Source organism: Pseudomonas sp. B21-053 (genome assembly GCF_026016365.1).
Classification (GTDB): Bacteria; Pseudomonadota; Gammaproteobacteria; order Pseudomonadales; family Pseudomonadaceae; genus Aquipseudomonas; species Aquipseudomonas nunensis.
On the sequence record NZ_CP087205.1, the window covers coordinates 6,460,726 to 6,487,414 of the forward strand.

Consider the following 26,689-nt stretch of genomic DNA (forward strand, 5'->3'; position numbering starts at 1 on the left):
TCCGCTGCACGACAAGGGCGCAATGCGCCGTTAGAATCAGGGCGTCCTCGCCCGGAATAGTTAGCATGTTTTGGTTATTGGCGACCCTCGCCTACCTGCTCGGCTCTCTGTCCTTCGCCATTTTGCTCAGCCGCCTCACCGGTAACCCGGATCCGCGAATGAGTGGCTCGGGCAATGCCGGCGCCACCAACATGTTGCGCCTGGTCGGCAAGAAACTCGCCGTCCTGACCTTGCTCGGTGACCTGTGCAAAGGCTTGTTGCCAGTACTGATCGCCGCTGTTGCCGGCCTTTCGCTACAAGAACAGGCCTGGATCGGCGTTTATGCCGTCATCGGCCACCTGTTCCCAATTTACTTCCGCTTTCGCGGCGGCAAGGGTGTCGCCACCGCGGCCGGCATGTTGCTGGGCCTGTACCCGCCAGCCGCCTTGCTGGCCGTATGTGCCTGGCTGCTGACGTTCTACCTGACCCGCACCAGCTCACTGGCGGCGCTGATCGCTACACCGCTGACCCTGCCATTGCTCGCCTGGCAAGAGCCCGCGGCATTGCTGCCCATGAGCGCGCTCACGGCGTTGATCGTCTGGCGGCATCGCGGCAATCTACGCGACCTGTTTGCAGGGCGCGAACGGCATTTTTAAATACCGCACATGAGCGCCGCTCATCGCTCTCGCCATCAAAGCGCCGATAACTGCTCCATCGGCCAGCGCGCCTGCACGCTGATCGCCAGGCTTTCGTGCTGACCCGCCTGCAAACGCTGACAACCGGCAAACGCAATCATCGCGCCGTTATCGGTGCAGAACTCGGGACGCGCATAAAACACGTCACCCTTCATGTCACCGAGCATTTTTTCCAGTGAAGTGCGCAAAGCCTTGTTGGCGCTAACGCCCCCAGCAATCACCAGACGCTTCATGCCGGCCGCTTTCAGGGCGCGCTTGCACTTGATGGTCAAAGTCTCCACCACGGCTTGCTGGAACGCCAGCGAGATGTCGCAACGGGCTTGCTCGCTGTCGTCCCCGGCGCTGACGCATTGCTGCCAGGTGTTCAGGGCAAAGGTTTTCAAGCCGCTGAAGCTGAAAGCCAGGCCCGGACGGTCGCACATCGGGCGCGGGAACGTGAAACGCCCTGCAACCCCCTGCTCCGCCAGACGCGCGATTTCCGGACCACCCGGATAATTGAGGCCCATCATCTTCGCGGTCTTGTCGAACGCTTCACCGGCGGCATCGTCGAGGGTCTCGCCCAACAACGTGTATTGGCCGATCCCGTCGACCTGAACCAGCTGCGTATGACCGCCCGAGACCAACAAAGCGACGAACGGGAATTCCGGCGGTTGCGACTCCAGCATCGGCGCCAGCAAATGACCTTCCATGTGGTGCACGCCGAGGGCCGGAATGCCCCACGCAAAGGCCAGCGCCTGGGCGCAGGAAGCCCCCACCAGCAGCGCTCCGACCAGGCCGGGACCGGCGGTATAAGCGATGGCGTCGATCTCGGTCGGCACGCAGCCAGCTTCCGCCAACACCTGACGAATCAAGGGCAGCATGCGTTTGACGTGATCACGCGAGGCCAGCTCCGGCACCACACCGCCATAGGCGCGATGCAGGTCGATCTGACTGAACAGCGCGTCGGCCAGCAAGCCGCGTTCACTGTCATATAATGCGACACCGGTTTCGTCGCAGGAGGTTTCTAATCCCAGTACTAGCATGGGTTTGCGCCTTGTTTAGGCTAGATTCGAAGGCGCGCATAATAGTCGCCATGGGATGCCCCGACTAGCGGTTTTCGATCAGAGGCTTTGCATTCCGGTCGATGAGGAGTTAACATCCGCAACCCTTAAAAACCGACGTCTTCAAGTGCTCTTTTGCCGCGAGGATGTTGACCCCGGTAATGAATGAAGGTAGCTCTGGATGCCAGCCGTCAAAGTAAAAGAGAACGAACCCTTCGACGTAGCTCTGCGTCGTTTCAAGCGCTCCTGCGAAAAAGCCGGTGTACTGGCTGAAGTTCGTAGCCGCGAATTTTACGAGAAGCCAACTTCTGAGCGTAAGCGCAAAGCAGCAGCCGCTGTTAAGCGTCACGCCAAGAAAGTACAGCGCGAACAGCGCCGCGCCGTTCGTCTGTACTAATACACAGACGTTCGTAGCAAGCTTCTGCCAAGCCCGGCCCTCAGCCGGGCTTATGGCATTTGCGTAAAACGCTTGATGCTTCACCGTCTACGCCGCAGATGCGACTCGGACAAACCTGCTTCACAGCGTCAGACCTGGCTCTTTTGCCAGCGGTGCACGTCTTTTCTGACGAGCCTTCCAAGGCTACTGACGAGCACACCCACTGATTCCTCTTACGACGATCAGCCCAAGGCACCTGCTTGCGTGCCCGCTTATTGAGCTATCCGAGGCCATCGATTGGCCGTAGCGGATTTTCAGCGCAACACTTTCAAATAGTCGAATACTGAATGGTACTAACGTCAGTGGATTTTCGGCAGATACACTTCCCGACAGCGATTACGCAGACGACACCGGTCGAGCCACATATACGTGTGCCTCAAGCAACGACCCGCGTTCGTTCGCCGTTCGTTTTGGATCCGTTTCAGCGCAGATGACGAGAACGCCATGGCCGGGCTAATTCCCCAGAGCTTCATTGACGACCTTCTGAACCGCACCGACATCGTCGATGTGGTCAGCTCGCGCCTGCAAATGAAAAAAGCCGGCAAGAACTACACCGCCTGCTGCCCGTTCCACAAAGAGAAAACCCCATCTTTCAGCGTCAGCCCCGACAAACAGTTCTACTACTGCTTCGGCTGCGGCGCTGGCGGTAACGCCCTCGGCTTCATGATGGACCACGACAACCTGGATTTCGTCCAGGCCGTCGAAGAACTGGCCAAAGCCGCCGGCATGGAAATCCCCCGCGAAGAAAGCGGCCGCCCGCACAAACCGCGGCAGCCGACCGATTCGCCGCTGTACCCGCTACTCACCGCCGCCGCCGACTTTTACCGGCAGGCGCTGAAAAGCCACCCATCGCGCAAAGCCGCCGTGGATTATTTGAAAGGTCGCGGCCTGACCGGCGAAATCGCCCGGGACTTCGGCCTCGGCTTCGCCCCGCCCGGCTGGGACAATCTGTTCAAGCACTTGAGCAGCGACACCCTGCAACAGAAAGCCATGGTCGATGCCGGCCTGCTGATCGAGAACGCCGAAACCGGCAAACGCTATGACCGCTTCCGCGATCGCGTGATGTTCCCGATTCGCGATAGCCGCGGGCGCATCATTGCCTTCGGTGGCCGCGTACTGGGCGACGACAAACCGAAATATCTGAACTCACCGGAAACCCCGGTATTCCATAAAGGCCAGGAGCTTTACGGCCTCTATGAAGCACGCAAGAACAACCGAAACCTCGACGAAATCATCGTCGTTGAAGGCTACATGGACGTCATCGCCCTCGCCCAGCAAGGCCTGCGCAATGCCGTCGCAACCTTGGGCACCGCGACCAGCGAGGAGCACTTGAAGCGACTGTTTCGCGTCGTGCCCAACGTTTTGTTCTGTTTCGACGGCGACCAGGCTGGCCGCAACGCTGCATGGCGAGCACTGGAAGCGGCGCTGCCGTGCCTGCAAGACGGGCGGCGCGCGCGTTTCCTGTTCCTGCCCGAGGGCGAAGACCCGGATACGCTGGTCCGTTCCGAAGGCACAGATGCCTTCCGTGCGCGGATCAATCAGCACGCGCAACCGCTGGCGGATTATTTCTTTGAGCAACTGACCGCCGAATCAGACCCGCGCTCGCTTGAAGGCAAGGCCCATATGGCCACCCTCGCAGCACCGCTGATCGATAAAGTGCCGGGTGCCAACCTGCGCATCCTAATGCGTCAACGACTGACCGAAATCACCGGCCTGACTGGCGAAGCTGTCAGTCAACTGGTGCACAGCGCTCCTCAGGACGCGCCGCCGGCCTACGATCCGGGCATGGATTACGACGCCGTGCCGGACTACAGCGACTACCATCAGCCTCAAGCGCAAGACATGTACGCGCCGCAGCAGGAATGGACGCCAAAGAAACCCGGCGCCGGCGGCAAGAAATGGGACAAGAAACCCTGGGACAAGAATGGCAAGCGTGGCGGCGATCGTGATCAACCGAGTGCCCCGCGCACGCCGATTGCCGTCGAAGCACCAACGCTGATCGCATTGCGCACGCTCATCCATCACCCGGACCTGGCCGGCAAGGTAGAAACCGCCGACCACTTCGCCAATGAGAGCAACACTTACGCTCAGTTGCTGGTGGCCCTGATCGGAGCGGTGCAAAAAAATCCTAAGCTAAACTCAATTCAGCTAATGGCCCGTTGGCACGGGACCGAACAGGGGCGTTTGCTCAAGGCATTAGCGGAAAAGGAATGGCTGATTGACGGTGACAACCTTGAACAACAGTTTTTAGACACCATTACTAGGTTATCCGCCTCTCAACACACGGATAGCCTGGAAGAACTAATCAGAAAAGCAAGGCAGCCAGGACTGACCGCGGAGGAAGCAAATCAGATCGCAAATCAGATGCGCGACCTATTAAAACGCAATATGGCTGTATCAACCCCGACCTCAACTGGCGCGTGAGGTCATAGCTCAGGTATAATCCTCGGCTTGTTTTTTGCCCGCCAAGACCTTCAGTGGATAGGGTGTTATGTCCGGAAAAGCGCAACAGCAGTCTCGTATCAAAGAGTTGATCACACTTGGTCGTGAGCAGGGTTACCTGACTTACGCGGAGGTCAACGACCACCTGCCGGAGGATATTTCAGATCCGGAACAGGTGGAAGACATCATCCGCATGATCAACGACATGGGGATCAACGTATTCGAGGTTGCGCCAGATAAGGATTCCCTTATGCTGGCCGACGCCGATACCGACGAAGCCGCGGCCGAAGAGGCAGCAGCAGCGTTGGCAGCGGTCGAGACCGACATTGGTCGCACCACCGACCCAGTGCGCATGTACATGCGCGAAATGGGTACGGTAGAGCTCCTCACTCGTGAAGGCGAAATTGAAATCGCCAAGCGTATTGAAGAGGGCATCCGTGAAGTGATGGGCGCAATTGCGCACTTCCCTGGCACGGTTGACCACATTCTGTCCGAATACACTCGCGTCACCACCGAAGGTGGCCGCCTGTCCGACGTCCTGAGCGGTTATATCGACCCGGACGACGGTATTGCGCCGCCTGCAGCCGAAGTGCCGCCGCCTGTCGATCCGAAAGCCGTGAAAGCGGATGACGACACCGACGACGACGAAGCTGAAGCCAGCACCGACGACGAAGAAGAAGCCGAAAGCGGTCCGGATCCGGTCATCGCGGCACAGCGTTTTGGCGCTGTCTCCGATCAGATGGAAATCACCCGCAAGGCGCTGAAGAAGCACGGTCGTGGCAACAAGGCGGCAATTGCCGAACTGGTGCTGCTGGCTGAGCTGTTCATGCCGATCAAACTGGTGCCGAAGCAATTCGAAGGCCTGGTCGAGCGTGTTCGCAGTGCCCTGGATCGTCTGCGTCAGCAAGAGCGCGCGATCATGCAGCTCTGTGTTCGTGATGCGCGCATGCCGCGTGCCGACTTCCTGCGCCAGTTCCCGGGCAATGAAGTCGACGAAAGCTGGTCCGACGGCCTGGCCAAAGGCAAAGGCAAATACGCCGAAGCCATTGGTCGCCTGCAACCGGACATCATTCGTTGCCAGCAAAAGCTGATCGCGCTGCAAACCGAAACCGGTTTGACGATTGCCGAGATCAAGGACATCAACCGTCGCATGTCGATCGGTGAGGCCAAGGCCCGCCGCGCGAAGAAAGAGATGGTTGAAGCGAACTTGCGTCTGGTGATCTCCATCGCCAAGAAGTACACCAACCGTGGCCTGCAATTCCTCGATCTGATCCAGGAAGGCAACATTGGTTTGATGAAAGCGGTGGACAAGTTCGAATACCGCCGCGGCTACAAATTCTCGACTTATGCCACCTGGTGGATCCGTCAGGCGATCACTCGCTCGATCGCCGACCAGGCCCGCACCATCCGTATTCCGGTGCACATGATCGAGACGATCAACAAGCTCAACCGTATTTCCCGGCAGATGTTGCAGGAAATGGGTCGCGAACCGACCCCGGAAGAGCTGGGCGAACGCATGGAAATGCCTGAGGACAAGATCCGCAAGGTATTGAAGATCGCTAAAGAGCCGATCTCCATGGAAACCCCGATCGGTGATGACGAAGACTCCCATTTGGGTGACTTCATCGAAGACTCGACCATGCAGTCGCCAATCGATGTTGCTACCGTTGAGAGCCTTAAAGAAGCGACTCGCGAAGTTCTCTCCGGCCTCACTGCCCGTGAAGCCAAGGTTCTGCGCATGCGCTTCGGTATCGACATGAATACCGACCACACCCTCGAAGAGGTTGGTAAGCAGTTCGACGTGACCCGTGAACGGATTCGTCAGATCGAAGCCAAGGCGCTGCGCAAGCTGCGCCACCCGACGAGAAGCGAGCATTTGCGCTCCTTCCTCGACGAGTGATCACAGAACCCCCGGCCCAGGCCGGGGGTTTTGCTTTTTGCAGATAAAATCCCCCGCAATACCCCCCCGCCGAATTGCCCGTCTACACTCGAAACATTCCCCCCGAGCCATAACGAGACCGTTATGCCCAGATTGTCGACCGTGCTTTTTTTGCTGTCGCTGATGACCTGGACCGCAACGGCTGGCGCGCTGACTCTCACCGACGAAGAACGTAGCTGGCTGGCGGCTCACCCGGACTTGCGTCTGGGCGTCGATGCGTCTTGGCCACCTTTCGAGTTCCGCGACGAGCAGAACCGTTATCAGGGCTTGGCTGCGGATTATATAAACGTGATCCGCCAACGCCTGGACATCAAGCTCACGCCCATCGAGCCGGTGAGCTGGACGGTGGTCCTTGAACAGGTCAAACAGGGCAAGCTGGACTTGCTGCCGGGCATCATGTCGACGCCGGAACGCCAGACCTACCTGTCATTCACCCGACCCTACCTGGATTTTCCGATAGTCATCCTCGCCCATGTCGGCGGTGCCCAGCCGCGCAAAATCGAGGACCTGTACGGCCTGAAAATCGCCGTGGTGGAAAACTACGCCCCTCATGAATTGCTGCGCACCCACCACCCGGACCTGAATCTGGTGGCGATGCCAAACGTCAGCTCGGCATTGCAGGCATTGGCCACCGATGAAGTGGATGCCGTGGTCGGTGATCTCGCTTCGAGTGTCTGGAGTCTGCGTCAACTCAAGCTCGATGGGCTGTATGTCAGCGGTGAGACGCCCTATCGCTATCAATTGGCGATGGCGGTGCCGCCGAAAAACAAAATGCTCGTCGGCATCATCGACAAAGTCCTGGCGGACATGAGTTCGAGTGAGATCAGCACCATCCAAGAGCATTGGGTGGGTAACGTCCTCGATCATCGGACTTTCTGGTCCGACTTGCTGGTTTACGGCTTGCCGGGCCTGCTGTTGCTGATGATCGTTCTGGCAATGGTCATCCGGATCAACCGCCGACTAAGTTCGGAAATTGCCCGGAGGATCGATCTTGAACAGGAACTGCGCAGCAGCGAATACCACTATCGCGGGCTGGTGGAGAGTCTCTCGGCCATTGCCTGGGAAGCGCGGATCAGCGATTTCACCTACAGCTACGTGTCGCCCCACGCCGAGGACCTGCTCGGCTATCCCCTGTCCCATTGGCTGATCCCGGGTTTCTGGCGCAACATCATCCACCCCGCCGACCTGACCCGCGCCCAGACCTTTTGCGATCACGAAGTGCTGGCCGGTCGCGATCACAGCGTCGATTACCGGGTCATCACCGCCGACGGCCGCTGCCTGTGGGTGCGCGATATCGTCAGCCTGATCGAGCACGGCCATGAGCCGGTGCTGCGCGGGCTGATGATCGACATCAGCGATGCCAAACGTACCGAAGAGGCGCTGCGCCTGTCGGAACAGAAGTTCGCCTCGGTGTTCCAGCAATGCCCGGACATCCTGGTGATTGCGCGGCTTTCCGATGGCTGCCTGCTGGAGGTCAACGAAGCGTTTGAAGAACAGATCGGGCTCAAAGCCGTGGACGTCATCGGCCAGACCGCCACCGATCTGAATATCTGGGGAATTCCAGGGGTCGGCCCAGGTTTGTTGCAGCGGTTGCAGGCCGGCAGCATCCGCAATCTGGAAATGCCCTTTCGCCGCAACAACGGCCAGGTGTTTACCGGCCTGATTTCCGCCGAGCCCTTCGATCTCGACACCACGCCCGCGCTGGTGGTGGTGGTGCGCGACATCAGTCAGCTCAAGGAAACCCAACAACAGCTGCAAACTTCCGAGGAGAAGTTCGCCAAGGCCTTCCACGCATCGCCTGACGGCTTGCTGTTGTCCCGGCAGAGCGATGGCCTGCTACTGGAGGTCAACGAGGGCTTCAGCCGCATTACGGGCTTCAACAGCGCGATGTCAGTGGATCGCTCGGCGCTGGACCTGGGCATCTGGGTCAATCTGAACGAACGCAAACAGATGCTCGACTTGCTGCACCGGGACGGCTTCGTAAGGGACTTCACCTGCCACATTCGCCGCAACGACGGGCAAATCCGCCTCTGCGAGGTGTCGAGCCGTCCGCTGCCGATTGGCGAAGAAGATTGCATGCTGACCATCGCCCGGGACATCACCGAGCGGCACTTGATGCAGGAAAAATTGCAGCAGGCCGCCACCGTGTTCGAGAGCACCGCAGAAGGCGTATTGATCACCGACACCCAACAGCACATCAGCGCGGTCAACCGCGCATTTACCGAAATCACCGGTTACAGCGAGAGCGAAGCTCTGGGCCACACCCCTCGCCTGCTCGCCTCGGGCCTACATGACAGCGCGTTCTATGCGGCCATGTGGCATCAATTGACCGATGAAGGACACTGGCAAGGCGAGATCTCCAACCGGCGCAAAAACGGTGAGCTCTATCCGAGCTGGTTGACCATCAGCGCCGTGCGCAATCGCGACAAGTTCATCACCCACTTTGTCGCCGTGTTCGCCGATATCTCCAGCCTCAAGCACGCCCAGGCCAAGCTCGATTACCAGGCCCACCACGATCCGCTCACCGGCCTGCCGAACCGCACGCTGTTCGAAAGCCGTCTGCTGACTGCACTCAACAACCAGCAGGAAAACGGTGGCCAGGGCGCGGTGCTGTTCCTCGACCTGGACCGCTTCAAGCACATCAATGACAGCCTTGGTCACCCGGTCGGCGATCTGTTGCTCAAGGGCATCGCCGTGCGCCTGAAAGAGCAACTGCGGGACATCGACACCGTGGCGCGCCTGGGCGGCGATGAATTCATCATCCTGCTACCCGGCCTGCAGCAAGCCACCGATGCCGACCACATCGCCACCAAACTGCTCAATTGCTTTGCAGCACCGTTCCAGGCCGGCGAGCATGAGTTTTTCATCAGCGCCAGCATCGGCTCCAGCCTGTACCCCAAGGACGGTTGCGACGTTGCAACCCTGGTCAAAAACGCCGACGCGGCGATGTATCGCTCCAAGGCCAAGGGCCGCAACCGGGTCGAAAGCTACACCCGCGACCTCACCGCCCAGGCCAGCGAACGCGTGGCGCTGGAACACGAACTGCGCCGCGCCATCGAGCGCAACGAGCTGCACCTTTTCTACCAACCGAAGATCAGCCTCGACGATCATCGCCTGGTCGGCGCCGAAGCGCTCATTCGCTGGCGTCACCCGACTTTCGGCGATGTCCCGCCGGAACACTTCATTCCCCTGGCCGAAGAAAACGGCATGATCCTGCAGATCGGCGACTGGGTGCTCGAGACCGCGTGCCGGCAGATGTTCGAATGGAATCAGCTCTACACAAGCCTCGGCCCGCTGTCAGTCAACCTCGCCGGCGCGCAACTGCGCCAACCGAACCTGCTCGGTCGCATCGAACAACTGCTCAGGGACAACCGTCTCAAGCCCGGTTTTCTGCAACTGGAAATTACCGAAAACTTCATCATGAGCCAGGCTGAAGAAGCGCTGGCCGTGCTGCACCAGCTAAAACGCTTGGGCGTGCAATTGGCGATCGATGACTTCGGCACCGGCTATTCATCCCTGAGCTACCTCAAACGCCTGCCGCTGGACATCCTCAAAATCGACCAGTCTTTCGTCCGCGGCCTGCCGGACGACCCCCACGACGCGGCCATTGTGCGAGCCATCATCGCCCTCGGCCGCAGCATGCAATTCACCATCATCGCCGAGGGCGTCGAAACCCAGGCCCAGCAAGAATTCCTCGCCACCGAAGGCTGCGAACAGATCCAGGGCTACATCGTCAGCCTCCCATTACCGCCCGAGGAATTCGCCGCGACGTTTCTTCGTATAGCCGTATCGGATTTTTCGGATAGCACAGCCGAGAAACCGTCGCTATAATCCGCGGCCTACTGAGGGCCTATAGCTCAGTTGGTTAGAGCAGAGGACTCATAATCCTTTGGTCCACGGTTCAAGTCCGTGTGGGCCCACCAAACAAAAAAGCCGCGCAATCGCGCGGCTTTTCGTTATCTGCAATTCCCCCCTTACTCAGGGCAACGCATACGCAATCACATAGTCCCCCCGATCCGACGACTGTCGTGCGCCGCCTACCGTGAGCAAAATGTACTGCTTACCGGTTTTCGGCGAGACATACGTCATCGGTCCCGACTGACTGCCCACCGGCAAGCGCGACTTCCAGATCTCATTACCGTTGCCCGTATCGAAAGCACGCAGGTAGAAATCCTGCGTTCCGGCGAAGAACAGCAACCCCGACTGGGTCGCCAGCGAAGCACCCAGGGTCGGCATGCCGATCGGGATCTGCAAATGCATGCGAATCCCCAGCGGCCCGGTGTCTTGCACGGTGCCGACCGGAACCTGCCACATCAACTTGTGGGTCTTGAGGTCGATGGCGGACATGGTGCCGAACGGTGGTTTTTGGCACGGAATCCCGGCGGCTGAAAGGAAGCGTTCGCGCATGGCGCCGAACGGTGTGCCTTCCTGTGGCACGACGCCCATTTCGATACCGCTGGCCCCGGCGGCGATCTTGTTGCGCGGGATCATGTAGTTGGCCAGGCCCAGGCGCATGTCGTTGACGAACATGTAGTTGGTGTTCGGATCGACCGAGACGCTGCCCCAGTTCATGCCGCCCAGGGAGCCCGGGAATTGCAGCGCGCGATCAAGGCCCGGCGGCGTGTAGACGCCTTCGTGGCGCATGCCTTTGAACTGGATGCGGCACATCAACTGGTCGAACGGCGTGGCGCCCCACATGTCGGATTCGGTCAGGGTCTGGTTGCCGATTGACGGCATGTCCACCGAGAACGGCTGGGTCGGCGAGTAGCGTTCGCCGGGCACGTTGCCTTGCGGCACCGGGCGTTCTTCGACCCGCGCTATCGGCACGCCGGTTTCGCGGTTGAGCAGGAAGATCTCGCCCTGTTTGGTGACCTGCGCCAAGGCTGGCTGGGTGCCGCCCTTGTCGTCCGGCACATCGTAAAGCAGCGGTTGCGCCGGCAAGTCGAAGTCCCAGAGGTCGTGGTGGGTGGTCTGGAAGTGCCAGCGTACCTGGCCGGTCTTCACGTCAATGGCGACGATGGACGAGTTCCACTTGTCATCGAAGGCCGTGCGTTGGCCGCCGAAGAAGTCCGGGGTGGCGTTGCCGGTTGGCAGGTAGACCAGACCGAGCTTGGCGTCGTAGGACATGGCCGACCAGACGTTCGGCGTACCACGGGTGTAAGTTTCGCCAGCCGGCGGGCGTTTGGTGGTGTTCGGGTTGCCCGGATCCCACGCCCACACCAGCTCGCCGCTGCGCACGTCGTAGGCACGCACCACGCCTGGCGGTTCGCCGGTGGAATAGTTATCGGCCACGCGACCGCCGACGATCACCACATTGCCGGCGACCAGCGGGGTCGAGGTTTGCTGGTAGTAACCCGGTTTGACTTCGCCCATGTCGGTTTTCAGGTCGACGGTGCCTTTGTCACCGAAGTCTTCGCAGGGCTTGCCAGTTTCGGCGTTGATGGCGATCAGGCGCGCATCGCCGGTCGGCAGAAACAGACGTTTCGCACAGGCGGCTGGCTGGTTATCCGAAGACACAGGCGTTTCGGAGTAGCCCAGGCCACGGCAGCGTTGCCAGTTCGGCGCGGTGCCTTGGGGATCGAACTTCCAGCGCTGGGTGCCGGTGTCGGCGTCCAGGGCGAAGACTTTGCCGTAGGCGGTGCAGGTGTAGACCGTGTCACCGATTTGCAACGGAGTGTTCTGGTCTTCAGCGCCTGCGCCGGTGCTTTGCGGGATATCGCCGGTGTGGAAGGTCCAGGCCACCTGCAACTTGTCGATGTTGCCTTTGTTGATCTGGTCCAGCGCGGCGAAGCGATTGCCGGCGGTGGTATTGCCCCAGTGAGCCCAGTCCTTCTGCTCGGTGCCCGGCGCGACCGGCGTTACCGCAGGTTCACTGCTGGCCTTGACCACATGAGTCGGCACAAACATGTAGGCCAGCGTAGCGACTACGCCGACACCCAGAATACCGGCCAAACCGTAAGCGCCACGCCCCGCCGTGGCGCCGGAAGCGCGCACCAGCTTCGGATAAATCAGCGCGATAACCAGGCCGATCACGGCGAACGTCAGCACCCGCGAAACCAGCGGCCAATAATCGAAACCGCTGTCCCACACCGCCCAGATCGCCGTCAGGATCAGCGCCAGACCATACAGCCACGCACCTTGCGGCTTGCGCCGGGCAATCATCAGCCCGGAAACCAGCATGGCCAGGCCCATCAGCAGGAAGTACCAACTCCCGCCCAACGTCACCAGGTAAGCACCGCCACCCGCCAGGCCAAGCCCGATCAACGCGATCAGGACACCCAGCCCCAACAGCAACCATTTGCTGCCGGCGGCAGCCCCAGAATTATTCATGTCGGAAGTTTTCCCCATTTGTGACAAGGGCGAAATGATGTACTACCTAGTTACTTATGGCAATTTGTCGCAGGCAAAATGTTCTGAACGGTACAAAACCAGGCTCAAATAAGCGCCACGAGCGCTGTGTGGGATGTGTCTGTAACATGCTGCCCATTGATGCATGCCGCTGGAGAAGCCCCTTGCCTGACACCCGTCCACCCGTGCTCGACGAAATCGACCGCCAATTGATCGCGGCTTTGCAAATCAACGCCCGCGAAAGCGTAGCCATGCTCGCCCGGCAGCTGGGTATCGCGCGCACCACAGTAACTTCGCGATTGTCGCGGCTGGAAAAAGCCAAGGTAATTACCGGTTATGGCGTTCGCCTGGGGCAACGCGTGGTGGATGGCGGTTTGCAGGCGTATGTCGGGATCACTGTGCAACCGCGTTCCGGCAAGGAAGTGTTGCGCCGGCTTAGCGCGATGGCTCAGGTTCAGCAGCTGTGTGCGGTGAGTGGCGAATTTGATTATGTGGCGTGGTTGCGGACCGAGTCGCCGGAGCAGCTGGATCAGTTGCTGGATCAGATCGGCAGCGTGGATGGGGTGGAGAAGACCACCACTTCAATCATCCTGAGCAGCAAGATTGATCGGGGACAGCCGGTTTAGACACTGTCCATGTGGGAGCGGGCTTGCTCGCGAATGCGGCGCATCAGTCACCATTGCAGTTGGCTGACCCACCGCATTCGCGAGCAAGCCCGCTCCCACAATGGGCGATGTGTAGCGATAGATCGTCATATTGATCAGACAACTGGCAAAACGACGACACATTGCGTCTTATTAACGTGTTCTACGCTCTCTAGAATGGCTGCCATCTTTTCCTATACTCAGACGCGCATCCCGCGTCGGGTCGCCAGCAAGGTCAGCCATGAACAAGAACAATCGCCATCCTGCAGACGGTAAGAGACCAGTCACCATTTTCGGCCCGGACTTTCCTTTCGCCTTTGACGACTGGATCGAACACCCGGCCGGCCTGGGCAGCATCCCTGAGCATAACCACGGTGCCGAAGTGGCGATCGTCGGCGCAGGCATCGCTGGGTTGGTGGCGGCCTACGAGCTGATGAAGCTGGGCCTGAAACCCGTCGTCTACGAAGCCTCGAAGATGGGCGGTCGTCTGCGCTCGCAGGCGTTCAACGGGACCGATGGCATCGTCGCCGAATTGGGCGGGATGCGCTTCCCGGTGTCGTCTACCGCGTTCTATCACTACGTCGACAAGCTCGGCCTGCAGACCAAGCCTTTTCCGAACCCGCTGACGCCCGCGTCGGGCAGCACGGTGATCGACATCGAAGGCAAAACCCATTACGCACAGAAACTGGCGGATCTTCCTGCACTGTTCCAGGAAGTGGCTGACGCCTGGGCGGATGCACTGGAAGCCGGTTCGCAGTTCGCCGATATCCAGCAAGCGATCCGTGACCGTGACGTGCCGCGCCTCAAAGAATTGTGGAACACCCTGGTTCCGCTGTGGGACGACCGCACCTTCTACGACTTCGTCGCGACCTCCGAAGCCTTCGCCAAACTCTCGTTCCATCACCGCGAAGTGTTCGGTCAGGTCGGCTTCGGCACCGGCGGCTGGGACTCTGACTTCCCGAACTCGATGCTGGAAATTTTCCGGGTAGTGATGACCAACTGCGACGATCACCAGCACCTGGTCGTCGGCGGGGTCGAACAAGTCCCGCAAGGCATCTGGCGCCATGTGCCAGAACGCTGCGTGCACTGGCCCGAAGGCACCAGTCTCAAGTCTTTGCACCGAGGCGCGCCGCGCTCTGGGGTCAAAAAAATCGCCCACGCCGCGGACGGCCGTTTTGCGGTCACCGACAACAACGGCGACACCCGCGAATACGCAGCCGTACTGACCACCTGCCAGAGTTGGCTGCTGACCACCCAGATCGAATGCGACGAAACCCTGTTCTCGCAAAAGATGTGGATGGCCCTCGACCGCACCCGCTACATGCAATCGTCGAAAACCTTCGTGATGGTCGACCGCCCGTTCTGGAAGGACAAGGACCCGGAAACCGGCCGTGACCTTATGAGCATGACCCTCACCGATCGCCTGACTCGCGGCACTTACCTGTTCGACAACGGCGACGACAAGCCGGGGGTGATTTGCCTGTCGTATTCGTGGATGAGCGACGCGTTGAAAATGCTGCCGCACCCGGTGGAAAAACGCGTGAAACTGGCGCTGGATTCGTTGAAGAAGATCTACCCGAAAGTCGATATCGCCGCGCGGATCATCGGCGACCCGATCACCGTGTCCTGGGAAGCCGACCCGCACTTCCTCGGTGCCTTCAAAGGCGCCCTGCCCGGCCACTATCGCTACAACCAGCGCATGTACGCGCATTTCATGCAGGACGAGATGCCAGCCGAGCAGCGCGGGATTTTCATCGCCGGCGACGACGTTTCGTGGACGCCAGCGTGGGTTGAAGGCGCGGTGCAGACCTCGCTCAACGCGGTGTGGGGCATCATGAAACACTTCGGCGGTGAAACTCACGCCGAGAACCCGGGTCCAGGAGATGTGTTCAACGAGATCGGTCCGATCGCCCTGCCCGAGTAAGAGGAATCCGAAATGCGCGTAGCCCTTTACCAATGTCCACCGCTGCCCCTGGACGTCGCCGGCAATCTGCAACGCCTGCATCAACTGGCGCTGGAAGCCAAAGGCGCCGATTTGCTGGTGGTGCCGGAGATGTTCCTGACCGGCTACAACATCGGCGTCGATGCAGTCAGCGTCCTCGCCGAGGTGCATAACGGTGAATCGGCGCAACAGATTGCGCGCATTGCCAAGACTGCCGGGATCGCCATTCTGTATGGCTACCCCGAGCGCACCGAAGACGGCCAGATCTACAACTCGGTGCAGTTGATCGATGCGAATGGCGAACGGCTGTGCAACTACCGCAAGACGCACCTGTTCGGTGACCTCGATCATTCGATGTTCAGCGCAGGCGGGGATGATTTCCCGCTGGTTGAGCTCAATGGCTGGAAGCTCGGTTTCCTGATCTGCTACGACATGGAGTTCCCGGAGAACGCCCGGCGCCTGGCCATGGCCGGCGCCGAACTGATCCTGGTGCCAACGGCGAACATGATTCCCTTCGATTTCGTCGCCGATGTCACCGTCCGCGCTCGCGCCTTCGAAAACCAGTGCTATGTGGCCTACGCCAACTACTGCGGCCATGAAGGCGAGATCCAGTATTGCGGCCAAAGCAGCATCGCCGCACCGGATGGCAGCCGCGTCGCGCAGGCGGGTCTGGATGAAGCGTTGATTGTCGGCGAGCTGGATCGGCAGTTGATGGTCAATTCGCGCGCAGCCAATCGCTACCTGATTGACCGCAGGCCTGAGCTTTACGGTGCGCTGAACAAGCGCTGAGTCCCTGTTATCCGCTAGCATTAGCGCTTCTCTGTACTGGAAGTGCTCATGCCTGCGCTGAATCATCCCCGCCCCCACACTGAAACCCTGGTCAACGGCCTGCGGGTGACGCTGCGTCATGCCCCCGATTTGAAGCGCAGTGCTGCGGCGTTGCGGGTGGCTGCCGGCAGTCATGATGTGCCTCTGGCGTGGCCCGGCCTCGCGCATTTCCTTGAGCATCTGTTGTTTCTCGACACCGAGCGTTTTCCTTCCGGCCAAGGGCTGATGGCCTACGTCCAGGGGCACGGCGGGCAAGTGAATGCACGCACCAGCGAGCGCACCACGGATTTCTTTTTTGAGTTGCCGCCGCAGACATTGGCCGGTGGGTTGGAGCGTCTATCAGACATGCTCGCTCACCCGCGTATGAATCTGGACGATCAATTGCGGGAACGAGAGGTTTTGCAGGCCGAATTTGTGGCCTGGTCCCAGGATGCGACAGCGCAACAGCAACTGGCGCTATTCAATGGGCTGTCCGCGGCGCACCCGTTGCGGGCGTTTCATGCAGGCAATCGCGACAGTCTGCCGGTGCCGCAACCTGAGTTTCAGCAGGCGTTGAAAGACTTCTATCAGCGGTTTTATCAGACCGGGCAGATGACCTTGAGCCTGGCGGGCCCGCAAACCATTGATGAACTCAGGACGATGGCAGAGGCGTTCTCCGCCACTATTGCCATAGCTGAAAAAGCCCCTCAGGCAATGCCCACAGCGTTAACGGATTCTTCCGACAATAGTTATCAACAGGTCAGCGAATCGCGACTGGATCTGCTGTTCACGTTCGAAGCGCTCCCAGAGTCGTCTCCTGAAGCGTTGGCATTCTTGTGCCATTGGTTGAATGGGGCGAAACCCGGTGGTCTGCTGGCCAAGCTGCAAGACAGTGGATTGGCACGCAGCCTGAAAGCCTCGCCGCTGTATCAGTTCGCCGGCCAAGCCTTGTTGCACATCGAATTCAAACTGCTCGCCAACGCAACACCCGCCGCCATTCGTGAACAATTGATGGATTGGCTGGGGTTCTTTGCCGCCCAACAAAACTGGAGCGGGTTACGCGATGAGTACGCAGCCCTATTGCAACGCCAACAGCAAGTCAGCGGCGCGTTGCAATTAGCCCAACGAGACACTGAACAACTTGAAACCGGGTTATCCGAACAAGGTGTCGCCGCCCTTAAGGACATCCTGAAACAAATCGGCGCTGTGGATAACTTCAGCGGCGAATGGCAACTGCCGGCGCCCAACCCGTTTTTGCGTTCCGAGGCGCCCGCTGCCAATGCCGGATTGATTCGTGGCCAGACCAGCGCCCACCGTGGCCTGCGCACGTTTGCTCAGGATCGCTCTCGCGGTCGTCGTGAACGCTCGTCGATGCAATTCAGCACCACGCTGCCGGGCAATACCGATGAAGGCGCGATTTACCTGCGCTGGCGCCTGGATTCGGCGCCGGATAGCCGGCTGCAATCGAGCCTGGAAAACCACCTCCAGCCATTGCGCGAAGATGCTCGTCAGGCCGGCGTGGATTTTTCCTTCAGCGCAGCGGGCAATGAATGGCTGCTGAAGATGACCGGTCTGCAAGAGCCAATGCCGACCGTTCTCGAACACGCGCTGACAGCTCTGACAAAACTTGATGCTGATTTCCCACAAACAGAATCGACAAGCCCGGCATTGATGCCGATTCGGCAGTTACTCAAAGTGCTGCCTGAGCGTTGCCTTGAAAACTCCGCTGTTTCAGCCGACCTGCCACAACTCTGGTCGAATGCCCGTTGGGATGGCCTGGCCATCGGCCTGTCCGCCCAGACTCAAGCGGCCATGGGTGTAGCGCTGAGTCGTATCCCCGGTGTTGCGGACAATCAACTGACACCGCCGCCCTCAATCAACTCACAGCATGTGTGGAACACCGTCGACACCGGCTCCAGCGAACACGCGCTGCTGCTGTTCTGTCCGACCGCCACCCAGGAAATCTCCGACGAGGCTGAGTGGCGTCTGCTCGCTCATTTAATCCAGACATCGTTCTACCAGCGCCTGCGGGTCGAGCGACAACTGGGTTATGCGGTGTTCAGCGGACTACGCCAGTTCAACGGCCAGACAGGTTTGCTGTTTGGCGTGCAATCCCCGAGCGTTGCCGCCGCGGATCTGCTGGAACACATCCAGCACTTCCTGAACGAACTGGACGATCTGATTCAACACATCGACGACGCGACGTACCTCGCACAGCGCCAAGCCCTTGCTGATCAATTCGACAGCCAGGCCCTGCCCAACCTCCAGGCCGCCGAACTGCTCTGGCAGGCCAAGCTCGCTGGCCACTCGTCGGATTACCTGACGCAACTTCCTGAAGCAATTTTAAAGATCGACCGCCAAGCACTGCTCGCCGCCGCGCAACGGCTGAACAACGCCGAAGGTGGCTGGCGCTGCCTGGCCAGCGACGCTTGTCCGGGTGCGCCTTGGCAAGGGGCAAAATGATCATTACCGAGGCTGCAATTAGCTTTCTCAAAGTTTCACGGGCAACGGCTCTGTAATTTTGAGTAACATAGCCACCTAACTATCTGAACATCTCCGGCTGGAGGTGGACTATATGTATAGGTCTCAACTGTCCCATCCACCTGAAAGGAGCACTCTTATGTCCTGGTCCAAACCTGCTTACACCGACCTGCGTATCGGCTTTGAAGTCACCATGTACTTCGCAAGCCGCTAAGTTTGTCTTGTCGTACAGCGCCTCGGTCTGCCGGGGCGTTTTTATTTTTAGCGTTCAAAATGATGGAGCGGCCATGTTTGTCCAGATTCTAGGTTCCGCCGCCGGCGGTGGTTTCCCGCAGTGGAATTGCAACTGCGTGAACTGCGCAGGCTTTCGCGACGGCAGCCTGAATGCCAAGGCGCGTACCCAGTCGTCCATCGCGATTTCCGATGATGGCGTGAACTGGGTGCTGTGCAACGCTTCACCGGACATCCGCGCCCAACTCCAGAGCTTCACCCCGATGCAACCGGGCCGCGCCCTGCGTGACACCGGCATCAGCGCGATCATCCTGATGGACAGCCAGATCGACCACACCACCGGTCTGCTCAGCCTGCGTGAAGGTTGCCCGCATCAAGTCTGGTGTACCGACATGGTCCACGAAGACCTGAGCACCGGTTTTCCGCTGTTCACCATGCTGACCCACTGGAACGGCGGGCTGAACTGGAACCGCATCGAACTCGACCAGAGTTTCAGCATCCCGGCCTGCCCGAACCTGCGTTTCACCCCGCTGCCGCTGCGCAGTGCTGCGCCGCCCTATTCGCCGCACCGCTTCGACCCGCACCCCGGCGACAACATCGGCCTGATCGTCGAAGACCTGAGCACCGGCGGTAAACTGTTTTACGCACCGGGCCTGGGCAAAGTCGACGCACCGTTGCTGGAGATCATGGCCAGCAGTGATTGCCTGCTAGTGGACGGCACGATGTGGGATGACGATGAAATGCAGCGCCGTGGCGTCGGCACCCGTACCGGTCGCGAGATGGGCCATCTGGCGCAGAACGGCCCCGGCGGCATGCTGGAAGTGCTGGAACAATTGCCCGAGCAGCGCAAAGTACTTATCCACATCAACAACACCAACCCGATTCTCGATGAGAATTCGCCGGAGCGGGCGGAGCTGGTTCGGCGCAATGTTGAGGTGGCGTATGACGGCATGGGTATTGTGTTGTAGCTAATGGCCTCTTCGCGGGCAAGCCTCGCTCCTACAAGGACAGCGCTATCCCTTGTAGGAGCGAGGCTTGCCCGCGAAGGCTTCAGATCAGACACCAACGAATTAACCGGTCGTACCCGGAGAACCGAAATGACTGACACCGCAATGTCCCCCACCGAGTTCGAAGCCGCCCTGCGCGCCAAGGGCGCCTATTACCACATCTACCACCCGTACCACGTGGCGATGTACGAAGGTCGGGCGACCCGCGAGCAGATCCAGGGCTGGGTCGCCAATCGCTTCTACTATCAGGTGAACATCCCCCTGAAAGACGCCGCGATCCTCGCCAACTGCCCGGACCGCGAGATCCGTCGCGAGTGGATTCAGCGTTTGCTGGACCATGACGGCGCCCCTGGCGAAGACGGCGGCATCGAAGCCTGGTTGCGCCTGGGCCAAGCCGTCGGCCTCGACCCGGATCAACTGCGCTCCCAGGAACTGGTGCTGCCCGGCGTGCGTTTCGCCGTGGACGCCTACGTCAATTTCGCCCGTCGGGCCAGTTGGCAGGAAGCCGCCAGCAGCTCGCTGACCGAACTGTTCGCGCCGCAGATCCACCAATCGCGCCTCGACAGCTGGCCGCAGCATTACCCGTGGATCGACCCGGCCGGCTACGAGTATTTCCGCACGCGTCTGGGTCAGGCCCGTCGCGATGTCGAGCACGGTCTGGCGATCACCTTGCAGCACTACACGACGCGGGAAGGCCAGGAGCGCATGCTGGAAATTCTCCAGTTCAAACTGGACATCCTTTGGAGCATGCTCGATGCCATGAGCATGGCCTACGAGCTGAATCGCCCGCCGTATCACAGCGTGACCGACCAGCGGGTCTGGCATAAAGGAATCACCTTATGAGTTTTGATCGCAGCAAGACCCCAACCTGGCGTACCGGCTACCGCTTCCAGTACGAACCGGCGCAAAAAGGCCACGTGCTGCTGTACCCGGAAGGCATGATCAAACTCAATGAAAGCGCCGCGCTGATCGGCGGTTTGATCGATGGCGAGCGGGATGTCACGGCAATCATCGCCGCACTCGACGCGCAGTTCCCCGGCGTGCCCGAGCTCGCTGAAGACATCGAGCAATTCATGGAGGTCGCCCGTGCTCAGCACTGGATCGAACTTGCCTGATTCCGTGTCGGACAAGTTACCGCCAAAACCGGAAATCGGCCTGCCGCTGTGGCTGCTGGCCGAGCTGACCTATCGCTGCCCGCTGCAATGCCCTTACTGCTCCAATCCGCTGGATTTCGCCGAGCAGGGCAAAGAACTCAGCACCGAGCAGTGGATCAAGGTGTTTCGCGAAGCGCGGGAGATGGGCGCGGCGCAGTTGGGCTTCTCCGGCGGTGAACCGCTGGTGCGCCAGGACCTCGCCGAGCTGATTGCAGAGGCGCGCAAGTTGGGTTTCTACACCAACCTGATCACCTCCGGCATCGGCCTCACCGAACAGAAAATCAGCGATTTCAAGAAGGCCGGCCTGGACCATATCCAGATCAGTTTCCAGGCCAGCGACGAACAGGTGAATAACCTGCTGGCCGGCTCGAAAAAAGCCTTCGCCCAGAAGCTGGAAATGGCCCGCGCAGTGAAGGCCCACGGTTATCCGATGGTGCTGAACTTCGTGACCCATCGGCACAACATCGACAAGATCGACCGCATCATTGAGCTGTGCATCGCCCTTGAAGCGGACTTCGTCGAGCTCGCGACTTGCCAGTTTTACGGTTGGGCGCAGCTGAACCGCGTCGGCCTGTTGCCGACCAAGGAACAACTGGTCAACGCCGAACGTGTGACCAATGAATACCGCGCCAAACTGGAAGCCGAAGGGCATCCGTGCAAGTTGATTTTCGTGACACCGGACTACTACGAAGAACGCCCGAAAGCCTGCATGAATGGCTGGGGCAGTATTTTTCTGACAGTCACGCCGGACGGAACGGCCCTGCCCTGTCACGGCGCCCGACAGATGCCGGTACAGTTTCCCAATGTGCGCGACCACAGCATGCAGCACATCTGGTACGACTCGTTCGGCTTCAACCGCTTTCGCGGTTACGACTGGATGCCCGAGCCGTGCCGCTCTTGCGATGAAAAAGAGAAGGACTTCGGTGGCTGTCGCTGCCAGGCGTTCATGCTCACCGGCGACGCCAGCAATGCCGACCCGGTGTGCAGCAAATCGGAACATCACGGCGTGATCCTCAAGGCCCGCGAAGAAGCCGAGCACGCGACCCAAACCATCGAACAATTGGCCTTTCGCAATGAACGAAACTCACGCCTCATCGCCAAAAGCTGAACCCTTCAGCGCCATCAAGGCCGTCGCGGCCGGCATCGACTTTGCCGAGCTGCTGGTCGGTCGTCATGGCCTGTTCTGGAACGAATACCGTCCCGAGGACGCCGCTTGCCGGATCTGGCACTGGCGCGATGGTCAGGCCACGTGCCTGACACCACCGGGATTCAGTGCGCGCAGCCGCGTGTACGAATATGGTGGCGGAGCGTTTTGTCTGACGGATGACGGGATCGTTTTCGTCAACGAGGCGGACCAGCAGCTGTATCGACAATCGCTGAAAGGCGAGACGCCTGAAGTGTTGACGTCGAGTGACTGCCGTTACGGTGATCTGCAGTTTGCGAATGGCCAGGTGCTGGCGGTTGAAGAAAACCATGACCAGCATCGATTGGTGGCCATTGACTTGGTGGACGGCACTAAGCATTTGCTGGCGGAAGGTGCGGATTTTTACGCGGCACCAACGCTCAGTCCGGATGCCCAACGCCTGGCCTGGATCGAGTGGAGCCGGCCGGATCAGCCGTGGACCGCGACCCGTTTGATGGTTGCCGAACGCCAAGTCTCGGGCAGTTTCGGCAAGCCTCGCTGCGTGGCGGGCGAAGGGGTTCAAGAATCGCTGCAACAACCTCGTTTCGATGAACGTGGTCGCCTGTATTGCCTGACGGATCGCGGCGGCTTTTGGCAACCGTGGGTGGAATCCGCCGAGGGACTGAGCCCACTGGCCAGCGCTGCGGCCGATCACGGTCCTGCGCCATGGCAACTCGGTGGTAGTACCTGGTTGCCACTTGGCGACGATCGTTATCTGGCGAGCTGGACCGAAGGTGGTTTTGGCCGACTGGGTCTTTGCGGCGACACACCTGAGGACTTCACTGGGGACTACAGCCGTTTCCGAAGTCTCGCGCTGGATGACCAGTCTATTTACTGCATCGCAGGCTCGCCTATCAGTTCCTCGGCGGTGATTGCCATCGACCGCAATTCGCGGCAGGTCAAGGTTCTGGCCGGTGGTATCGCACCGCTGCCCGCCGAACAAATCAGCCGCCCGCAAACCCTGCGCTACCCCAGTGGTTCGGGCGAGGCCCACGGCTTCTTTTACCCAGCGATGACCGGTGTGGCGAAACCGCCGCTGGTGGTGTTCATCCACGGGGGCCCGACCTCGGCCTGTTACCCGATGCTCGACCCGCGCATCCAGTATTGGGCGCAACGGGGCTTCGCCGTGGCCGACCTCAACTATCGCGGCAGCAGCGGCTACGGCCGGGATTATCGCCAGGCGCTGCACTTGAGCTGGGGCGACGTGGATGTGGAGGACGCCTGCGCGGTGGTCACGTACCTCGCCGAACGTGGCCTGATCGATGGCGACAAAGCCTTCATTCGTGGCGGCAGTGCTGGCGGTTACACGACGCTTTGCGCACTGGCCTTTCACAAGGTCTTCCGCGCCGGGGCCAGCCTGTATGGCGTCAGTGATCCGGTTGCACTGGCCAGGGCCACGCACAAATTCGAAGGCGACTATCTGGACTGGTTGATCGGCGATCCGGAGTCGGATGCCGAACGCTATGCGGCACGCACTCCGCTATTGCACGCGAGCAACATCTCGGTGCCGGTGATCTTCTTTCAAGGCGAGCTGGACGCAGTAGTGGTGCCGCAGCAAACCCGCGACATGGTTACGGCGCTGGAGGACAACGGCATTCTGGTTGAGGCCCATTATTATGCGGACGAGCGTCATGGGTTTCGCAAGGCGAGTAACCAGGCGCATGCGCTGGAGCAGGAGTGGTTGTTTTATCGGCGGGTGATGGAATTGGCGGATTGAAGACAGAGTTCGGTGCATGAATAGCGGTGCGCCCTTCGCGAGCAGGCTCGCTCCCACATTGGATCTGCGGTGGACGCAATTCCCTTGTAGGAGCGAGGCTTGCCCGCGAAAGCGATTACCTGTCGCCGCGAATCTCAGCGCTTGGCAATGATATACACCGCATGCACGATCCCCGGAATATAACCGCACAACGTCAGCAGAATATTCAGCCAGAACGCCCCGGCGAAACCGACTTGCAGAAACACACCCAGGGGCGGCAATAGAATGGCAATGATGATTCGAATAAAGTCCATGGGTCAGCTCCTGATTGATGATGGCTCGCACGAGCCACACAACCAATCGACCTGTGCCGTTCGTCAGGGTTCAGTGCAGTTCTTCAGGCCAGTATCTCAAGACCGTATTTCTGAACGATGCTCAACAACTTCAGAGCCATACCGCTCGGGTGCTTATCCCCCGCTTCCCATTGCTTGACCGTCGAGGCGCTGGTGTTCAGATAACGCGCAAATACCGGCTGGCTGACGTTATTGCTTTCGCGAAGCGCCTTGATCTGTTCCGCCGGGATTGCGTCGGGCACTTTTGCCAGGCAGGACTCATCGAATTCGCGCATTGTGGCCTTGCTGATTGCACCGATGGCGAATAAGGCACTGGCTGATTCGTGTATTGATTCGAAAATTTCACTTTTGTATTTTTTACTCATGAGGTATCTCCACAAATTCTTTCGTATCCAGCAAACCCTGAACTTGCACGTCGGTAAGTTCCGCGTAGGTCTTCGCCAGGATGCGCAACTCACTAAGCTCCGCCGAACTGATATTGCTTCGATCCTGTTTGGCAAACAGCACCTGATAAACCCAATACCGACCGCCTTTTGCCAGGACAAGCGACCGATGTCGATTGGCATTCAAACGTTTCTTCCACACCCCACCACCGAGATTCACAGCCTGGCCATTGAGCATCTCCACAAAGGCGTCCCTTAGCTCGTCATCACTGATCCAGGCCTTGCCAGCCTGTATTGCAAAACCCTTCGCTTTGAATAACCTCAGCAACATCGGCATCCCTTCCAAAAACATACCACCCAGTGGTACAGATTTCAAAACCAGCTCTCCAACAAATTTGTATCGCTGGCACCGGCACTCCCTGCCGACGCCGTCTAAAAAGCCATCAATCCAGCCATCTCTCAAGCACCAAATGCCCTCTGGCAAAACGCAGAGACAAAAAACGCCCCACGCCAAAAGAGTCAGGCATGGGGCGATGCGTTATTACCGCGAGACGGTTCGGGGATTCGTGTAGGACGGATCTGATCAGACGGCAATCCCTTTGCGGCATTGCAGTTGCGCGGTGCGTACACGGGAAAACGCTCGGGCGAGGCGCAGGAGCATTTCGTCGATGTTGGCTTTGCTGACGGTGAGGGTTGGGGTGAAGCGCAGGCAGTCGGGTTGCGGGGCGTTGAGCAGCAAGCCTTCGTGGAATGCGGCTTTGACTACCGCTTCTGCTGAATCTTCCGACAACGTCAGCCCCCAGAGCAGCCCTTGTCCGCGCAGTTCGCCGTGATCGTAGCGATGGGCCAGGCACCCGAGGCCTTCGCCAAGGTACTGACCGGTTTGCTGTACATGCTCGAGAAAGCCTTTGTCCTGCACGCTATCGAGAACGGCCAGGCCAGCAGCGGTCATCAGTGCATTGCCGTGATGGGTGCCAGTCATTTCGCCGGTGTCGAAACAGCAGGCTTTGCCCCGGGCCAGCAACGCAGCCAGCGGCACGCCACCGCCCAGGCCTTTGCCGAGGACGACGATATCGGCGCGCACGCCGTAGGATTGCTCCGCGAGCAAGCTGCCGCAGCGACCGATCCCGGTTTGGACTTCGTCGAGGATCAGCAGGATGCCCAGCTCGCGACACAAGCGCTCGACACCCTTGAGGTAGTGCTCGTCGGCCGGGATCACCCCGGCTTCGCTCTGGATCGGCTCGAGCATGATGGCGACGGTTTGGGCATCCACAGCCGCGTGCAACGCGGGAAGGTCATTGAACGGGACATGGCTGAAGCCCGGCAGCTGCGGTTCGAATCGGTTGATCAGCGTCGAACTGTCCGACGCCGAGATCGTCCCGAGACTACGTCCATGACAACCCTTGTTGGCCACGATGATCCGCGAAGCCCCGCCGCGATGCAGTTGGCCCCATTTGCGAGCCAGTTTGATCGCCGTGTCGCAGGCTTCACTGCCACTATTGAGCAGGTACGCCTGGTCGCTGCCGGTACTGGCGCAAAGACGTTCAGCGAGGTTGAGCAAGCCACGGTTATGCAAGCCGAAACCAGGGTTGATCAGTGCCCGGGCCTGATCCGAGATCGCGTCGACCAGCACCGACGGACTGTGCCCCAGGCTATTGGCCCCGCCACCCTGTGAAAAATCCAGATAAGCGCGGTCATCGCTGTCCCACAACCACGAACCCTGGCCTCGGACAAAAATCTGCTGGGGCCGCTCGACACTGGGCATCAGGCACTCGCAGGAAAGATTGTCATTGCGCGCAGGCAATGAAACGTCCACCACCAAGTCGTCAAGACTGGGTGGATTACGCCGCAAACTGAACAGATTCATCACAGAAAACCTCGTTTGAGATTTTTTGTCTTTCCTATGTAAACACCAACACGGTAATCGGT

At 59.6% G+C, this 26,689-nt stretch carries 21 protein-coding genes and 1 tRNA gene; 16 read left to right on the plus strand and 6 right to left on the minus strand.

The features are described from left to right. Window positions 1–65: 65 nt before the first annotated feature. Complete coding sequence (gene plsY, locus LOY68_RS29075) at window positions 66–635, plus strand: glycerol-3-phosphate 1-O-acyltransferase PlsY (RefSeq protein ID WP_163911268.1); 570 nt, start codon at window positions 66–68, stop codon at window positions 633–635. A gap of 35 nt (window positions 636–670) precedes the next feature. Here plsY and tsaD read toward each other — a convergent pair whose 3' ends face one another. Continuing rightward, window positions 671–1,696 (minus strand): tRNA (adenosine(37)-N6)-threonylcarbamoyltransferase complex transferase subunit TsaD, encoded by a 1,026-nt coding sequence (tsaD, locus tag LOY68_RS29080; protein ID WP_265041268.1) that lies wholly within the window; start codon window positions 1,694–1,696, stop codon window positions 671–673. Window positions 1,697–1,895: 199 nt separating this feature from the next. On the opposite strand from tsaD, the gene rpsU reads away from it, so the two are divergent. From rpsU to LOY68_RS29105, 5 genes are all read left to right on the plus strand, one after another. Beyond that, complete coding sequence (gene rpsU, locus LOY68_RS29085; protein ID WP_002551877.1) at window positions 1,896–2,111, plus strand: 30S ribosomal protein S21; 216 nt, start codon at window positions 1,896–1,898, stop codon at window positions 2,109–2,111. Between the two features lie 483 nt (window positions 2,112–2,594). Further along, complete coding sequence (gene dnaG, locus LOY68_RS29090) at window positions 2,595–4,574, plus strand: DNA primase (protein WP_163911261.1); 1,980 nt, start codon at window positions 2,595–2,597, stop codon at window positions 4,572–4,574. Between the two features lie 67 nt (window positions 4,575–4,641). Next, window positions 4,642–6,492, plus strand: a complete 1,851-nt coding sequence (gene rpoD, locus LOY68_RS29095) for an RNA polymerase sigma factor RpoD (protein ID WP_123410550.1) — start codon at window positions 4,642–4,644, stop codon at window positions 6,490–6,492. A 123-nt stretch (window positions 6,493–6,615) separates the two neighbouring features. Then, window positions 6,616–10,362 (plus strand): bifunctional diguanylate cyclase/phosphodiesterase, encoded by a 3,747-nt coding sequence (locus tag LOY68_RS29100; RefSeq protein WP_265041269.1) that lies wholly within the window; start codon window positions 6,616–6,618, stop codon window positions 10,360–10,362. Window positions 10,363–10,377: 15 nt separating this feature from the next. Beyond that, a tRNA-Ile gene (locus LOY68_RS29105) sits at window positions 10,378–10,454 on the plus strand. Between the two features lie 55 nt (window positions 10,455–10,509). Here LOY68_RS29105 and LOY68_RS29110 read toward each other — a convergent pair. After that, window positions 10,510–12,861 carry a glucose/quinate/shikimate family membrane-bound PQQ-dependent dehydrogenase gene (locus LOY68_RS29110; RefSeq protein WP_265041270.1) on the minus strand — a complete coding sequence of 784 codons (2,352 nt, stop codon included), beginning with the start codon at window positions 12,859–12,861 and terminating at the stop codon, window positions 10,510–10,512. A 182-nt stretch (window positions 12,862–13,043) separates the two neighbouring features. Between LOY68_RS29110 and LOY68_RS29115 the strand changes: the two genes are divergently transcribed. From LOY68_RS29115 to LOY68_RS29160, 10 genes are all read left to right on the plus strand, one after another. Beyond that, window positions 13,044–13,505, plus strand: coding sequence for an Lrp/AsnC family transcriptional regulator (locus LOY68_RS29115; RefSeq protein WP_265041271.1), 462 nt, complete (start codon window positions 13,044–13,046; stop codon window positions 13,503–13,505). A 259-nt stretch (window positions 13,506–13,764) separates the two neighbouring features. Further along, complete coding sequence (locus LOY68_RS29120; RefSeq protein WP_265041272.1) at window positions 13,765–15,447, plus strand: flavin monoamine oxidase family protein; 1,683 nt, start codon at window positions 13,765–13,767, stop codon at window positions 15,445–15,447. 12 nt (window positions 15,448–15,459) lie between these two features. Then, window positions 15,460–16,254 (plus strand): carbon-nitrogen hydrolase family protein, encoded by a 795-nt coding sequence (locus LOY68_RS29125; protein WP_265041273.1) that lies wholly within the window; start codon window positions 15,460–15,462, stop codon window positions 16,252–16,254. 48 nt (window positions 16,255–16,302) lie between these two features. After that, window positions 16,303–18,735, plus strand: coding sequence for a pyrroloquinoline quinone biosynthesis protein PqqF (pqqF, locus tag LOY68_RS29130; RefSeq protein ID WP_265041274.1), 2,433 nt, complete (start codon window positions 16,303–16,305; stop codon window positions 18,733–18,735). A gap of 157 nt (window positions 18,736–18,892) precedes the next feature. Beyond that, window positions 18,893–18,967 carry a pyrroloquinoline quinone precursor peptide PqqA gene (pqqA, locus tag LOY68_RS29135; protein WP_009045898.1) on the plus strand — a complete coding sequence of 25 codons (75 nt, stop codon included), beginning with the start codon at window positions 18,893–18,895 and terminating at the stop codon, window positions 18,965–18,967. A 73-nt stretch (window positions 18,968–19,040) separates the two neighbouring features. Next, on the plus strand, window positions 19,041–19,952 hold the full coding sequence (pqqB, locus tag LOY68_RS29140; RefSeq protein ID WP_054044159.1) for a pyrroloquinoline quinone biosynthesis protein PqqB: 912 nt from the start codon (window positions 19,041–19,043) through the stop codon (window positions 19,950–19,952). Between the two features lie 129 nt (window positions 19,953–20,081). Next, the gene (gene pqqC / locus LOY68_RS29145) at window positions 20,082–20,834 is read left to right on the plus strand and encodes a pyrroloquinoline-quinone synthase PqqC (protein ID WP_265041275.1); all 753 of its coding nucleotides are present in this window, start codon (window positions 20,082–20,084) and stop codon (window positions 20,832–20,834) included. Then, the gene (gene pqqD, locus LOY68_RS29150; RefSeq protein WP_054044161.1) at window positions 20,831–21,106 is read left to right on the plus strand and encodes a pyrroloquinoline quinone biosynthesis peptide chaperone PqqD; all 276 of its coding nucleotides are present in this window, start codon (window positions 20,831–20,833) and stop codon (window positions 21,104–21,106) included. The genes pqqC and pqqD overlap by 4 nt, the downstream gene beginning before the upstream one ends. Window positions 21,107–21,110: 4 nt before the next feature. After that, window positions 21,111–22,253, plus strand: a complete 1,143-nt coding sequence (gene pqqE / locus LOY68_RS29155; protein WP_161807687.1) for a pyrroloquinoline quinone biosynthesis protein PqqE — start codon at window positions 21,111–21,113, stop codon at window positions 22,251–22,253. Next, window positions 22,219–24,045: a S9 family peptidase gene (locus LOY68_RS29160; RefSeq protein ID WP_265041276.1), complete on the plus strand. Its 1,827-nt coding sequence runs from the start codon at window positions 22,219–22,221 to the stop codon at window positions 24,043–24,045. The genes pqqE and LOY68_RS29160 overlap by 35 nt, the downstream gene beginning before the upstream one ends. Window positions 24,046–24,179: 134 nt before the next feature. Here the strand turns inward: LOY68_RS29160 and LOY68_RS29165 are convergent, their stop codons facing one another. The 4 genes from LOY68_RS29165 to LOY68_RS29180 all read right to left on the minus strand — a co-directional run bounded on the left by LOY68_RS29165 (window position 24,180) and on the right by LOY68_RS29180 (window position 26,627). Next, a complete protein-coding gene (locus LOY68_RS29165) occupies window positions 24,180–24,338 on the minus strand; it encodes a YqaE/Pmp3 family membrane protein (protein WP_007904205.1) in 159 nt (52 codons plus the stop codon). A gap of 83 nt (window positions 24,339–24,421) precedes the next feature. Further along, a complete protein-coding gene (locus tag LOY68_RS29170; RefSeq protein WP_163911240.1) occupies window positions 24,422–24,742 on the minus strand; it encodes a helix-turn-helix domain-containing protein in 321 nt (106 codons plus the stop codon). Next, window positions 24,735–25,091 (minus strand): type II toxin-antitoxin system RelE/ParE family toxin, encoded by a 357-nt coding sequence (locus LOY68_RS29175; RefSeq protein ID WP_163914788.1) that lies wholly within the window; start codon window positions 25,089–25,091, stop codon window positions 24,735–24,737. Before LOY68_RS29175 ends, LOY68_RS29170 begins: the two co-directional genes overlap by 8 nt. A gap of 252 nt (window positions 25,092–25,343) precedes the next feature. Next, entirely contained in the window at window positions 25,344–26,627 is a 1,284-nt protein-coding gene (locus LOY68_RS29180) for an aspartate aminotransferase family protein (RefSeq protein ID WP_265041285.1), read from the minus strand. Window positions 26,628–26,689: the final 62 nt, after the last annotated feature.

Excerpts from the sequence above, each read along its gene's own strand:
- plsY (WP_163911268.1), top strand. The coding sequence starts at position 66 with ATGTTTTGGTTATTGGCGACCCTCGCCTACCTGCTCGGCTCTCTGTCC.
- tsaD (WP_265041268.1), bottom strand. The coding sequence starts at position 1,696 with ATGCTAGTACTGGGATTAGAAACCTCCTGCGACGAAACCGGTGTCGCA.
- rpsU (WP_002551877.1), top strand. The coding sequence starts at position 1,896 with ATGCCAGCCGTCAAAGTAAAAGAGAACGAACCCTTCGACGTAGCTCTG.
- dnaG (WP_163911261.1), top strand. The coding sequence starts at position 2,595 with ATGGCCGGGCTAATTCCCCAGAGCTTCATTGACGACCTTCTGAACCGC.
- rpoD (WP_123410550.1), top strand. The coding sequence starts at position 4,642 with ATGTCCGGAAAAGCGCAACAGCAGTCTCGTATCAAAGAGTTGATCACA.
- LOY68_RS29100 (WP_265041269.1), top strand. The coding sequence starts at position 6,616 with ATGCCCAGATTGTCGACCGTGCTTTTTTTGCTGTCGCTGATGACCTGG.
- LOY68_RS29110 (WP_265041270.1), bottom strand. The coding sequence starts at position 12,861 with ATGAATAATTCTGGGGCTGCCGCCGGCAGCAAATGGTTGCTGTTGGGG.
- LOY68_RS29120 (WP_265041272.1), top strand. The coding sequence starts at position 13,765 with ATGAACAAGAACAATCGCCATCCTGCAGACGGTAAGAGACCAGTCACC.
- LOY68_RS29125 (WP_265041273.1), top strand. The coding sequence starts at position 15,460 with ATGCGCGTAGCCCTTTACCAATGTCCACCGCTGCCCCTGGACGTCGCC.
- pqqF (WP_265041274.1), top strand. The coding sequence starts at position 16,303 with ATGCCTGCGCTGAATCATCCCCGCCCCCACACTGAAACCCTGGTCAAC.
- pqqB (WP_054044159.1), top strand. The coding sequence starts at position 19,041 with ATGTTTGTCCAGATTCTAGGTTCCGCCGCCGGCGGTGGTTTCCCGCAG.
- pqqC (WP_265041275.1), top strand. The coding sequence starts at position 20,082 with ATGACTGACACCGCAATGTCCCCCACCGAGTTCGAAGCCGCCCTGCGC.
- pqqD (WP_054044161.1), top strand. The coding sequence starts at position 20,831 with ATGAGTTTTGATCGCAGCAAGACCCCAACCTGGCGTACCGGCTACCGC.
- LOY68_RS29160 (WP_265041276.1), top strand. The coding sequence starts at position 22,219 with ATGAACGAAACTCACGCCTCATCGCCAAAAGCTGAACCCTTCAGCGCC.
- LOY68_RS29165 (WP_007904205.1), bottom strand. The coding sequence starts at position 24,338 with ATGGACTTTATTCGAATCATCATTGCCATTCTATTGCCGCCCCTGGGT.
- LOY68_RS29170 (WP_163911240.1), bottom strand. The coding sequence starts at position 24,742 with ATGAGTAAAAAATACAAAAGTGAAATTTTCGAATCAATACACGAATCA.
- LOY68_RS29175 (WP_163914788.1), bottom strand. The coding sequence starts at position 25,091 with ATGTTGCTGAGGTTATTCAAAGCGAAGGGTTTTGCAATACAGGCTGGC.
- LOY68_RS29180 (WP_265041285.1), bottom strand. The coding sequence starts at position 26,627 with ATGAATCTGTTCAGTTTGCGGCGTAATCCACCCAGTCTTGACGACTTG.